We start from the raw sequence: 13,149 nt of genomic DNA, 5'->3' as shown, positions 1-13,149 counted from the left end.
GCATTGGGAACAGTAAGTTTTAAGGTTCATGCTTTACATTCTGTGTTCAGAGGTCGAAGTTCCCAGTTCAGAGGTTGAAGTTCCTAGTTCAGAGGTCGAAGTAATCATCTTTCCACTGAACTCCCCATTCCCCATTCCCTTCAATATAATCCCAGCCAAGAAAATAAATTTTCCCACCAAGAATATGTCAGATTACCAACACTCAGTTTCATCTTGTTGCGAATGTCTTGGATCTTCCAATTTGTGAGTTTAGCCAGAGTTTGCGCCTCTTGTTCAAAACGCTTGGGCAAAGACCGCTTATATTCTCTACCCGCCTGACATTTGAGTTCTCCTTGGAACGGATGTTGTAAAACATAACGCCCTTGGAAAAATTCACTGTTAGCAGTTTGTTGGAATATCAAGTCTTCAGGGAATTTGTCGCGGGTGTAGCGGACATGCAACCGGGAGATGAAGACGTTACTGTTTGGAAAGGGACGACGAAAGCGTGGGGATACTGGCACATCACTTGGAGAATTATTATCTAGCCAAAATACGCCTGCTTGCTTAAGCTCATCTGGGGTTAGAGGCTCGGCAGAACAGGGATCGCAACTACCCATATTCCAAGCGTATTCTAAAAAACCTACTTTCTTGTCTTCTTTGGTGTAGGCAGTTTGAAACATTGATTTGTAGAAATCACCAAATTCATCTTTGACAAACAAGGGAACGTTTGTGTCGGAGGGGATTTTCACCGTCCGGTAGTTAGTTATTTCTGCCTGTCCTTGAGGTGAGAGGATATAGACAATCAAATCCTGCTCTGTCGTGGCATTGATCATGCCTAAACGAATTGGCAGCATGAACTTGGGTGACTGGTAGGAAATTTGTAGCGGACGAAGGAACTGATAGCCAGATTTCTCGAATTTATTTAAGTTGACTTTGGCAACAAAGAATTTCATTGAGGAGCGGATATAGGGTTTTAGTAACTGTTTCGCACCTCTAGGAATTTTGTAGCCATTGCGTTGGAGCCAAGTTTCTAGTCCGCCAGATTCTTTAGCACTAAGAATCACGATGTCGTATTCGCCGACATTGAAACGTGCTTCGACTGTTACACCCAAACTAGCATCACTGCTTCTCTTACGCGCTGACTCATTGCTTGCTGCTGGCGCTGGTGCTGCTGATAACTCTTGGAGGTAAACTGGGGCACAAGGATCTGGATCAAAATATTCTACCAATCGCGGGGCACTAAAAGCATCTAAGCGTTCGATAATCTTGGGTTCAGTGACGCGAACTTGCTCTTTTTGTACCACTGTTGGCACTGGTACTACCATCGCAAAATCTTTAACTTCGCCTTGAAAATCGTTTGCCATTGTTAGGACGGTGCGATCGCCATCTCGCGCTATCACCACCTGAGAAGCTTTGTTATACAGTTTTGTATCAGCTTTAGCTACATAAAATCCACAAAATGCCCAAGCTGCTGGTGCAAAGCAGAAAACAGCTACGATTGCCAACAATAATGGCGTTAAAAGTCGAAAAAACTTCATTTTATACCTCTGCATTTTTAATGTTGAGAGACGTTACATTGCAATGTCTCTACATCTGTTTCTCTTTCTTGCCAAGAAAACCTTGGGGCTAACCACAAAACATCTAACAGGATGGTCAATGGCGCAAGGGCAAAGAGCGCCCAGAAAACTGCTGTGGAAATAAAGAAATAATTCCGCAGGATAAAAGTTAATCCGGCGATGCAAATTGCCCAAACTACCCGTCCAATTCGGGAATTGGGGATCGATCGCGGATCTGTAATCATAAATAGGGCAAACAGCAGCAAAGACCCACTCATCAATCGATGCCAGTAAACATCCCAAGTCCAACCCAGCCAGAGATTGCGAATCGCCTCTAGCAAGGCGTAGGAACCTAAAAAAGCTGCTGTGGTGTCCCAGCGACCAACGCGCTGCAAAATCATGCCGCCAGTGCCGGCAAATAATAGCCCATACCACCATTCTTCACCCCATTGTCCTGGCGAAACCCAAGCATCGGGGGTCAAAATCAAGGCAGATATGATGCCAAAATTGGTGGGATTAAAGAAATGCTTATCGCCGACTTGGAAGATAAATTTGCTTGCGATCGCAATTGCTGCGGCGATTGCCATTGTCGTCCAGCAATCAGCCCGCAATAGCAGTCCTAGTCCTAGAGAGGTAATTAAAGCACTGCGAAGATTTGCCATTTGTTCTTTGCCAGTAACTAATGACAATATCCATTGAGTTGCTAGACTTGTGGCGATCGCTACCCCAATTAACTCTGGTCGCAGCGTCCAATCTCTTGTACCGATTCCCAATACTAGGAACAAGCCGAGAAATAGAATTTGATAATCTCGTATATCTTTGAGCAACATTAATCCTTTGATTCCGGGATTACGCGTAGATTTCTCATCAATCTAGACGAGTGCTAGCTCAAATAGTAATGCTGTTACAGATTTTGTTACAAAGCGACTAGCAAGTTCATGCCCATCGCTTGATATTGCTTAGGGTTTCGAGTTCTAAGCACGAAGTTTTGTGTTCTGATAATTTGGCTAGAATATTGAGACATTGTATGTATGCGGTGCGATCGCCTATCGTAGTTTCGCAAGCAATACCTACAAAAAGTTGTCAGCAGCAGAGAAACGCAAATGCAGCTAGCTCCTCTATTCCCAGTTTTCTATCGCATTCTCCAACCGAGTTTTCCCAATTGCCTTTGGGGTGGAAATCCCCATACTAAAGCGATCGCACTCACATTCGATGATGGGCCCCATCCGCAATACACACCCGAAGTCTTGGCAGTATTAGATCGCTACAACATTACAGCCAGTTTTTTTTGGTTGGGTGTTTGCGTCAACCGTTCACCAGCGATCGCCAAAGCTGTTAGCGATCGCGGCCACTGGATCGGATTGCATGGCTACGATCATCGCTCTTTTCCCATGCTTTCCCTCAATGAATTGAAGGACAGTTTAGAAAAAACCCAAGTTGCCATCTACAATGCCTGCAATCTACAACCTGAACAAGTACGGGATGTCCGTCCCCCCAATGGTTTATTTACACCTGCTACTTTAAAATTGTTTTCTCAGTGGAATTACCGCTCAGTTATGTGGAGCGTTGTACCAGAAGATTGGGTACGACCAGGTATTACCACTGTGGTAGAGCGAATTATGCAGCAGGTCAAAAATGGTTCGCTGATTGTCTTGCATGATGGTGCTTGCGGTGGACAAGATGTTGCTGCCATAATCCAAATTCTCATTCCGCAACTGCTACAACAAGGTTATGAGTTTGTAACTGTTGATACTCTGTGGCAGCAAGCTAAAGCTAACCATTGACCATTTTTTAATTAAAAATTAAAAGTTAAAAATTAGTGAAGAAGAATAATTTTTAATTAATTTTGGGTATAGTCCGCCACTGATTGCAATTTTTAATTTTACATTTTTAATTTTTAATTGGAGCGAAGCGACTTGACTGTTATACTTTCGGGTTTTGAATTTACCTTTCCCCCAAAACCCTTTAACCTTTCCCCAGACCAAAAGAGAAATTATTGGGTTTATCCGAAAAGTATTAGGGTAAGTGTCAATACGGTTCCTTTTCGCCTTAATGATACTCAATTGCCCCTAACGCTTTCAGGGTAAATTTTTGAGCTTCAGTTAATCCCGTTGCTCCTTTGATATTCATGCCTTCATAAAGACGATCGGCCATCAACGTTTTGATGCAACGTCCTGTTGTCACATCCCACAGCTTAATTGTGCGATCGTGACTGCCACTCAATAAAATTTGACCATCAAAGCTAAATACCACCGAAGCAATCCAACGTGTATGCTCTTGCAAGACCTGAAGACATTGCCCTGTTTGTAGATTCCATAGTCGAATAGTCTGATCGTTACTGCCACTTGCCAAAGTTTGACCATCTGGGCTGATGGCAAGAGTCCAAACACCACCTGTATGCCCCTGCAATACCCGCAGACATTCTCCGGTTTGCAAATCCCAAAGACGAATGGTGTGGTCAAAACTGCCACTTGCCAGCCGTTGACCGCTAGGATCGAATGCCACTGCGTAAAGTCCGCCAGCGTGACCCTGTAATATCCGCACACATTCCCCGGTTTGCAAATCCCAAAGACGAATGGTGTGGTCAAAACTGCCACTTGCCAGCCGTTGACCGCTAGGATCGAAGGCGATGGGCCAAACGCCGCTTTCATGACCACGCAGCACCCACAAACACTGATGAGTCTGCACATCCCACAGTCGCACGGTGCGATCGTAACTACTGCTTGCCAGGGTTTGCCCCTTTGGATTGAAGAGAACTGCCTTCACAGGTTCAGTATGACCTGATGACCATTGATTGAGATGTCCTGTTTGCAGATCCCACACTGAAATCGATAAGCGATTCTGTCCATTGGTCACCAAAGTTTGACCATCGGGGCTAAAGCTTACAGATGAAGCCCAATTGGTAGCTCCGTAGAAGGTTTTGTAGGGACGTGGTGATAAATTGTCATCAACCTGCAAATGCCACAGGTGGATCGCTTCATCCTGACTGCCACTGGCGAACATTTGACCGTTGGGGCTGAGGCTCAGGGAGCGAATACCACTATTGTATCCGCGCAACGTTTTCAGGCTTTGCCCGCTTTGTAGATTCCAAACCCGCACCGTTTGGTCTTGAGTTGCACTTGCCAATAGTTGACCGTCGCTACTGATGGCAATTGCAAAAACTTCGTTGGTATCACCGCTAACAACGTTGATACATTGTTCATCTTGGAGATTCCAAAAGCGGAGAGTACCATCGTCACTTCCACTCGCCAAAATATCACCATTTGGGCTAAACGCAATGCTCCAAACCCAATTGGTGTGTCCATGCAATACCTTGACATGAGGCTTTGATTGACGATCGCCTTTGTGAAGCTGCCCACTCCAGAGGCGAATAGAGCGATCGTGACTTCCACTAGCAAGCAATTGACCATCAGGGCTATACCGCACACAACGAACTCCATCGGTATGCCCCTCTAATACCCCCAGGCAGTTGCCATTCACGACATCCCAAAGCCGAATGGAGGTATCTTTACTACCACTGGCTAAGGTTTGATTGTCAGGAGAGAAGTGAACCGAGTAAACATTTTTTGTGTGTCCCTGTAAAATATGAAGACATTGCCCCTGTAAATTCCACACTCGCACCGTTTGATCGTCGCCGCCACTGGCTAATCGTTGACCGTTGGGACTAAAGCTCACTGACCAGACACACCCGATATGTCCCGTAAAGATTCGCAAACACTGACTGCTTTGGACATCCCACAACCGCACCGAAGCATCACTACTACAGCTAGCTAAAGTTTTGCCATCGGGACTAAAAGCAATCGACCACACCCAGCCGGTGTGTCCTTCAAAGGTAGCTAATAGTTGAGTCGTAGTAATATGCCAAAGATACACCAAACCGTTTGAATCGCCGACTGCGACGATTTGACCGTCTGGGCTGATGTCGATGGAGACTGCAATCCCTAATGTCTCTGAAAAGATGGACTTGCTTAAATCGGCATTTTGAAAATTGACCCCTGCCAAATTCACCTGCCGCAAGTCGGCTTGCTGCACCACTAACTCAGAAAAGTTAGAACCACGCAAATCCACTTGCAGCTGGACTAGAAGATTGATCAGGTTGCCTGCAACATATCCTGATTTTTGGTGCTGCTTCAATAGTTGCCTTGCTCTCGTCTCAATTGCTGTCACACTCCCAAAACGAGATAGGAGTCGTTCAATTACAGGTTGCACAATTAGCCGCAATTGCGTTTCTCGCACATAATCTTTTGCCTGGACTCGAATCAAGGCATGAGTTCGCAGAAAGTCAATTTGAGAAGTCTCAAATTCTCTACAAACCTGCTCAATGAATCGTTCAGTGACAAATTCCATCACAACTGGTTGCAAGAAAAATAACTTATCCGTTTTTTCGAGTAACGATCGCCTCAGCAGTGAGTTAATTAAATTGGGTACACTCTGCTGACAGACAAGATCGACAACATTTTCGCGGATTTCTGCAATCGAGACTGGCTCACGATGAATCGCTTGCCAGAACATCGCTCTCTGTTCGTTATTCGGTAAGCGATCGAACTGACGACCGAGCAGATCGCGGATGTCTTCAAATATAAGAATTCCCCGATCGAGATAAGTTAAAACTTCTGCAATGCTGCCGTTAAATAAATCTAGGGTGGCGGCTGCCACTAGCTTTAGTGCGAGGGGGTTGCCACCATAATGATTAATTAAGGTATTCCACTCTGCTTCTGAACCCGTAAACGCTCCTTTTTTTCGGAAGATGGCACGTCCATCGTCGGGTGTGAGTCCACTCAAAAGTAGCGATCGCACCACGCCATCTTCATCTGACATCAGGGCAATTTCCCGTGGCTTTTCTCGACTTGTCAGCAACAAACAACTTTTGTGGGGAGTTTCTCCAATTGTTCTCAGCAATTGTCCGTAATCTTCATAGCCGAGTCGCCACTGTCCCACTTGTTCGCTGTGCAGAAGAATTTCGGCATTATCCAGAATCAATAGACAACGATGCGATCGCAAATACTGCATCAATTTAGAGAATTTTTCATTCAGCGTGGTGGGAATAACAGGATCTTCCCCCTGAATCGGCATGAAAAATTTCAGTATGCTGGTTAAAAGTTCATCCAACGGTGGCGCATTGCAGAGACTTCGCCAAACCACCATTTCAAATTCTGCCTGCATTTGCAGCGCCGCCTTGATGGCGATCGTACTTTTGCCAATGCCACCGATCCCCAGTAAGCCAACAACACGGCATTGCTCAGAAATTATCCACTGCCATAGTTGCGCCAGTTCTGTTTCACGACCATAAAACACCGATACATCCCCAGCATTGTCCCAATCTTGTTGGGGATTTGCTCGTTGCATTGATAATGCTGCTTCTAATGGTGCAATGGGGGATGTAAAATCTGTCTTGGTTAATTCCAGCCCAAATGCCCGAAAGAGATATTCTAACGACTGGCGATCTACCCCTAATTCGCGCTTGAAAATCCGGGCGAGGGTATTGAGTGAAAGTCCAGTGCGATCGCTAAGTTCTTCCTGTGTAAGGTGCTTGCCCCAAGTTTCTTTAGCTTCTGCCTGCTCCTTTGCTGCTTGAAATCGCTGCCACCCCAGAGGCGATAAAATCACTCCTCTCACCCGCCCATAAGGGGAGCTACCGCGCCTAAATTTTGTCACATTGGAGTCCACAGGCAAATAGGCAGTTATAGAGGGCAGAGCAAGTCTTTTTTTGGGGGATGCTTTATGTTGAGGCAGCCTGCACTTGGCGCTGACGAAAAGTTTAGTTAGTGCAAAGGGAGCAAGTTTTTTCCATCCCTACTGAAGAATATCATGCTTGGTGTCTGTTCGCTCGTTATGAAATGAGTAGAACTTCCATCCACTAATACAACTGGCTATGCCTCAATACTTAGCTAATAAACAAAGCTTTTTGAAATCTGCTGTAACTTGCACCTTAACTCAAATAACTTGAGTGTTCTTAATTGAGTGCAAGCTGAAAAATAAACATAACCAACATCACCAACCCAGACTTAAAGCTTCCAATCTCAACAATCATGAAAAAACTTGAAGGAAAAATCGCAGTTGTTACGGGCGCATCCAAAGGAATCGGTGCTTCTATTGCCAAACATCTGGCAGATGAAGGTGCAACCGTTGTTGTCAATTATGCCTCCAGCAAACAAGCAGCCGATCGCGTTGTCGCCGAGATTGCTAGCACGGGTGGAAAAGCCGTTGCAGTACAGGCAAATGTTGCAAAAAAGGCAGATATCGAACATCTATTTGCAGAGGTAAAAAAGATATTTGGCACACTTGATATTTTGGTGAATAACGCTGGTATTTACGAGAACTTGCCCATTGAAAGTATCACTGAAGAACACTTCCACAAGCAGTTCGATCTCAATGTTCTGGGACTGATACTGACTTCTCAAGAAGCAATTAAGCACTTTGGCTCGGCAGGTGGCAGCATCATCAACATTAGTTCAGTTGTAAGTACTTTTTCACCAGCGAACGGCACGGTCTATAACGCCACCAAAGCGGCTGTCGATGCCGTGACGAGGACTCTGGCGAAAGAACTGGGAAAGCGCAATATCCGTGTGAATTCGCTAAACCCTGGTTTAATCGAAACGGAAGGAACACATGAAACGATGGGATTTCTGGAATTTCGCAAAGTTATCGAATCACAGACTCCGCTTGGTCGTATTGGACAACCGCAGGATATTGCACCTGCTGCTGTCTTTCTTGCCTCCTCTGATTCCGCATGGATGACTGGCGAAACCCTATACATCACAGGTGGTCTGCGTTGATTCAATTATTCGTCGATGACCAGCACAAATATTAAACAAAACCACAGTACTGATAATTATGAAAAAACTTGAAGGAAAAATCGCAGTTGTTACAGGTGCATCCAAAGGAATCGGTGCTGCCATTGCCAAACATTTGGCAGTTGAAGGTGCAGCAGTTGTTGTCAATTACGCCTCCAGCAAAGAAGCAGCCGATCGCGTTGTTGCTGAAATTGAAAGCACGGGTGGAAAAGCCGTTGCAGTACAGGCAGATGTTTCAAAAAAGGCAGATATCCAGCATCTATTTGCAGAGGTAAAAAAGATATTTGGCACACTTGATATTTTGGTGAATAACGCCGGGATCTATGAGTTGTCGCCCATTGAGAGTATCACTGAAGAACATTTCCACAAGCAGTTCGATCTCAATGTCCTTGGACTGATCTTGACTTCTCAAGAAGCAATTAAACACTTTGGCTCTACAGGTGGCAGCATCATCAACATTAGCTCGTTTGTAGATACTTTTTCACCAGCGAATGGCACTGTTTATAACGCCACCAAAGCGGCTATCGATGCTGTGACAAGGACTCTGGCAAAAGAACTAGGAAAGCGCAATATCCGGGTAAATTCGATTAACCCCGGTTTAGTCGAAACTGAAGGTACGCATACAACAGGATTTCTTGAACATCGCCAAGGTGTGGAATCACAGACCCCACTTGGTCGTATTGGACAGCCGCAAGATATTGCACCTGCTGCCGTCTTTCTCGCCTCCTCTGATTCCGCATGGATGACTGGCGAAGCGCTATATATCACGGGTGGTCTTCGCTAATTTGGATCAGATTGCTTTTGAGGTCACTTGATTAGCAAGGACTTCATTTCAATCCAATCATGTATGAAGACGACACTGCCCACAGCAAGGAGTTTACAGATGTTATCCAACAATTCCACTAGGAGTTTGATCGTCTTTGTTCATGGACTTTGGCTTCATGCAGAGTCTTGGAACAATTGGATCGAGTTCTTTTGCGAGAACGGCTACGATGCGATCGCAGTTAGCTGGCCAGGGGATTCTAAGACCACTGAGGCAACTCGCAAAAACGCTGCTGCCGTCGCGGGCTATGGCGTAACCGAAATTGCTGACTACATTGCTGGACAGATTGAGGCGTTAGATCGCAAACCCATTCTCATCGGCCATTCCTTCGGGGGATTGCTTGTGCAGAATCTACTCGCACGGGATCTCGGTACTGCTGCGATCGCTATCGACCCTGCTGCACCTCGCGGCGTACCCGATCTGCCGCTCTCGGCGCTGAAGTCTGCATTCCCAGTTCTGAGCAATCCCTGCAATTTTTGGCACGCTGTGTCACTAACTGAACAGCAGTTTCGTTTCGGCTTCACCAACGCCGTCTCGGAGCAGGAAGCCAGGGAATTATATGCAAAGTACGCGATGCCAGCCCCTGGTCGTCCGCTGTTCCAGGCTGCTACTGCAACCCTCAACCCAAAGTCAGCTACTAGGGTAAATGTGGCAAACGCCACCCGTGGCCCATTGCTGCTGATCGCCGGCGCAAAGGACAACACAGCCCCGACAGTCATGGTCAAAAGTACGCTCAAATTTTATCGTCGCAAGTCGAAGGCCGTAACCGAATTTAAAGAGTTCGCCAATCGCGGACACTCGCTCACCATCGACAGTGGCTGGCGGGAACTCGCCGAATACAGTCTGGACTGGTTACAGTCTAAGCACCTCTGAGCGGACGGCGGGATTTATTTAATTCCGCCAGCCAACACGAATTTCTCACAAACAATAAAAAATCACTTTATAGTTAATAATTTGCTCTCATCGTGCAACACAATACCTTGATTTCTCACAAGTGAGAAATTAAGGAGTGTGGGAGGTGTGGGAGGTGTGGGAGGATGGGGAAGAAATCTGACCCCACACACTCCCCACACTCCCCATACTCCCCACACTCCCCATACTCCTCTGCCTACAGTATCGTGAGAAATCCGGGAATAGTGCTATGCAGATGCAGCCACCAATCTATTGTTAATTCGTCCATTTTCTAGTCGGGGGTATCAGCCTTTAGTGGCTGATATCCCAGTGGCTTATGTTAGTTCCTAGAGTTGATGTGAGGCTAGAAAAGCTTCAACTTCAGCATCTGTTGGTTGAGAAGCGATCGCACCTGGTTTAATGGTAGTCAGTGCCCCAACAGCACTGGCATAAGTGACGATGCGTTTTGCAATTTCAGCATCCCGCAAGCTGTGGATGCCGTAATGACTCAACTGGTGGATGAATCCTGCCAGAAAGCTATCTCCTGCACCAGTTGTATCAACTACGGGGATGGAAAAGGAAGGTAATTTGCCTTCATTCTCACCCAGACAGTAGGTGCAACCGTTTTCGCCATCTGTTACTAAAACTCCTTCAATTGAAGCCAAGCGGTAAGTAATAGCTCCAGGATCTGCGGTTTCAAATAGCCATTCAGCTTCTTCTTTGGAGAGTTTGAGGAAATCTACTCGCTTAAATAATTCTGGAATTTTTTGATGAGCGATTTTTGGCTCATCCCAAAATACAGGCCGCCAATTGATGTCTAGAACAATCTTCAGATCGTAATGTTCTGCTAACTCTAGGGCGCGGTAAATTGCCTGTTCACTTTCAGGATAGGCTAATTCCAAAGTACCCAAAACCAGAAAATCTGCCTCTTGAAACAGCGCATCTGGCAATTGTTTGGCTTGCAGGCGAGTATCGGCAAATTCTGCGGTGTCATACTGACCAAATCCGGCGAAGGTGCGATCGCCAGCCAGATCCCGTGTAACATAAACTTGCCGCGTTGGTGCTGTGGGGTGACGTTGTACTCCCGTCGTATCTACACCTACATCTTGTAATAGCTTGACTAGTGCATTTCCTGGTTCATCTTCACCAACGGCTCCGATAAATCCTGCTGTCGTCCCCAGCTTGACTAAAGCACAGGCTACGTTAGCTGGTGCCCCTCCTGGATAGGGAGTCCAGGATTTAACTTCTTCCAGCTTTAACCCTAATTGATCGGCTAAACAATCAAACAAAATTTCACCGAGGCACAAAACACGGGAATTGCTCATTTCATTTTAGATTTGAGATTTCGATTTTGGATTAAGAATTTACAGTATAAAATCTACAACAATTGTTGCTAATTTGTCGCCAGTTCTTCATAGAATTAAATAGCATTTTTTACTACTCCATAACATCTATATGCTTCTAATTACCACCGAAATTATCTAAATATTTATACTAAAATACAGACAAAAATAAGTGTTGTATAATACTTGTATATTGTCATGATTTATATTCTTGCCAACTTAAAATCCAAAGAAAATATTGACAATAGTGTTACTGCTAATACTTGAAACCCCTACCAACAAAAGAATCTTCTAGAATTAGAAAGAGTGATTAAGTAGATATACCAAAGGAGGATAGAAATAGTCATGGCTGGTGGCAAGTCTGAGACCCCCGTTAGTCTGTCAGACAGAGAACTGCAAATTATCGACCTAGTGGCCGCTGGCTTAACTAACCAAGAGATTGCAGGTAAACTGGAGATTAGCAAGCGTACAGTTGATAACCATATCAGCAATATTCTGACCAAGACCGAGACTGAAAATCGAGTAGCTCTTGTCCGCTGGGCCTTACAGTGGGGCAAAGTCTGCTTAAATGATGTCAATTGCTGTCTTCTCCCTAACCAGATCGAATAAACAATTTACTAGTAGCAACGTAATTGCTATGGTCTGGTAGAATTGCAAGCCAATTTTGAGGTTGACTGATTGTTTCCCTCCTCACGCCTAAGTTTTCAGTGTTAAACGCTCTACCAAAAGTTCCGAGTCCTTCACTCAGCCGGAGTTTATGTTAGTGGAGCCAGCTGACCCTCGGACTCGGAAACTAAAACTCACCTATGTTGAAACCTAGAGTTTTTTAAAAGATATATTTAACTAGTCTCCCTCTTTAGCGATCGCTCACTCAATTGGGATCTCATTCTTATACTCTTTTTTGCCCACAGGCGAAATCCAGCAACTAGAAAAGATTTGGCGGCGAAGCGGAGTGCCTGGTGCAGGCTGCTAAAATCCTTACTACCAGCCACCCCCGAATCTAGCGCAGTGTTCCTCAGTTGCGCCAACGTTCACCGTCCCAGTTTTTTGTTAACGATCGCTTGACTTTTAAGACAGTCGCTACAAAACTACGGTTCTCAAGGTAGACAAGCTTTGTTGCTACAAATAAACAACAGAGACATTTATTCTACTTACCATAACTTTCTGGCATACCCACTGGTGATAAGCCTGCGATCGCTCTGAGGTTTTGGCAACGAATCAACTCAGTAAAATTTAAACCAGAACGCCCTTCAATTTTTGCTACTGCTTCAATTGCTAATAATAGGTGCTGCGCTGCTTCAGCTTCTAAATAACCGCGCCGTTGTGCGATGCGAATTGCTGCTGCATCGGCATTTAACTCTGACTCTTGAGATTTATTAGTGCGCCAAATCCGAAAAGCAGCGATCGCACTTAATCCCCCGGCTATGGCTACACCCACCACATCTGACTGTGATGCTTCTAATAAGCCACCTAACATCCCCACTAGCACGACACCTTGATAAATGTTGGGTTTAAACCACTTCACCCCCGTCAACCAACTAACCATCTGCAACAGTAGCAAATCTCGTTGCGGCTTGGCTAGGCAACGCCATAAATCGAAATTAATATATATTGGTCGCGTCTGATTCCAGGGTTGAGGAAAGGACGCATCAATCACTTTTGCCTGTTCTGGCTTACTAACGATTTTTGTCGTCATCCGGCCAGAAGCAGGCATTACATCTAATAAACGGCGAATTTCAACATTTGGCTCCATAAATTTAATT

10 protein-coding genes are annotated in these 13,149 nt (G+C 45.3%); 5 read left to right on the top strand and 5 right to left on the bottom strand.

The annotated features are described in order from the left end of the window. Positions 1–140 precede the first annotated feature (140 nt). Positions 141–1,517 carry a DUF2330 domain-containing protein gene (locus ACFFRD_RS32675; RefSeq protein WP_392479978.1) on the bottom strand — a complete coding sequence of 459 codons (1,377 nt, stop codon included), beginning with the start codon at positions 1,515–1,517 and terminating at the stop codon, positions 141–143. Between the two features lie 17 nt (positions 1,518–1,534). Continuing rightward, positions 1,535–2,365: an RnfABCDGE type electron transport complex subunit D gene (locus tag ACFFRD_RS32670; protein WP_392479977.1), complete on the bottom strand. Its 831-nt coding sequence runs from the start codon at positions 2,363–2,365 to the stop codon at positions 1,535–1,537. 273 nt (positions 2,366–2,638) lie between these two features. Between ACFFRD_RS32670 and ACFFRD_RS32665 the strand changes: the two genes are divergently transcribed. Next, positions 2,639–3,319 carry a polysaccharide deacetylase family protein gene (locus tag ACFFRD_RS32665; RefSeq protein WP_392479975.1) on the top strand — a complete coding sequence of 227 codons (681 nt, stop codon included), beginning with the start codon at positions 2,639–2,641 and terminating at the stop codon, positions 3,317–3,319. A gap of 265 nt (positions 3,320–3,584) precedes the next feature. Here ACFFRD_RS32665 and ACFFRD_RS32660 read toward each other — a convergent pair whose 3' ends face one another. Further along, positions 3,585–7,190 carry an NB-ARC domain-containing protein gene (locus ACFFRD_RS32660; protein WP_392479973.1) on the bottom strand — a complete coding sequence of 1,202 codons (3,606 nt, stop codon included), beginning with the start codon at positions 7,188–7,190 and terminating at the stop codon, positions 3,585–3,587. Between the two features lie 374 nt (positions 7,191–7,564). Between ACFFRD_RS32660 and ACFFRD_RS32655 the strand changes: the two genes are divergently transcribed. The 3 genes from ACFFRD_RS32655 to ACFFRD_RS32645 all read left to right on the top strand — a co-directional run bounded on the left by ACFFRD_RS32655 (position 7,565) and on the right by ACFFRD_RS32645 (position 10,025). Continuing rightward, a complete protein-coding gene (locus tag ACFFRD_RS32655; RefSeq protein ID WP_392479971.1) occupies positions 7,565–8,311 on the top strand; it encodes an SDR family NAD(P)-dependent oxidoreductase in 747 nt (248 codons plus the stop codon). A gap of 58 nt (positions 8,312–8,369) precedes the next feature. Beyond that, on the top strand, positions 8,370–9,113 hold the full coding sequence (locus ACFFRD_RS32650; protein ID WP_392479969.1) for an SDR family NAD(P)-dependent oxidoreductase: 744 nt from the start codon (positions 8,370–8,372) through the stop codon (positions 9,111–9,113). Positions 9,114–9,212: 99 nt separating this feature from the next. After that, positions 9,213–10,025 carry an alpha/beta hydrolase gene (locus ACFFRD_RS32645; RefSeq protein WP_392479967.1) on the top strand — a complete coding sequence of 271 codons (813 nt, stop codon included), beginning with the start codon at positions 9,213–9,215 and terminating at the stop codon, positions 10,023–10,025. Positions 10,026–10,390: 365 nt separating this feature from the next. Here ACFFRD_RS32645 and ACFFRD_RS32640 read toward each other — a convergent pair whose 3' ends face one another. Beyond that, positions 10,391–11,368, bottom strand: coding sequence for a carbohydrate kinase (locus ACFFRD_RS32640; protein WP_392479965.1), 978 nt, complete (start codon positions 11,366–11,368; stop codon positions 10,391–10,393). Between the two features lie 363 nt (positions 11,369–11,731). Here ACFFRD_RS32640 and ACFFRD_RS32635 point away from each other — a divergent pair, with 363 nt between their 5' ends. Next, positions 11,732–11,995: a helix-turn-helix transcriptional regulator gene (locus tag ACFFRD_RS32635; protein WP_012410583.1), complete on the top strand. Its 264-nt coding sequence runs from the start codon at positions 11,732–11,734 to the stop codon at positions 11,993–11,995. 538 nt (positions 11,996–12,533) lie between these two features. Here the strand turns inward: ACFFRD_RS32635 and ACFFRD_RS32630 are convergent. After that, positions 12,534–13,139 (bottom strand): DUF3318 domain-containing protein, encoded by a 606-nt coding sequence (locus ACFFRD_RS32630; protein ID WP_392479963.1) that lies wholly within the window; start codon positions 13,137–13,139, stop codon positions 12,534–12,536. Positions 13,140–13,149 lie beyond the last annotated feature (10 nt).

Source organism: Nostoc sp. C110 (genome assembly GCF_043099725.1).
GTDB lineage: Bacteria > Cyanobacteriota > Cyanobacteriia > Cyanobacteriales > Nostocaceae > Nostoc > Nostoc muscorum_A.
The sequence above is the reverse complement of the archived record's forward strand: the minus strand, read 5'-3'. Positions and strand labels throughout refer to the sequence as shown.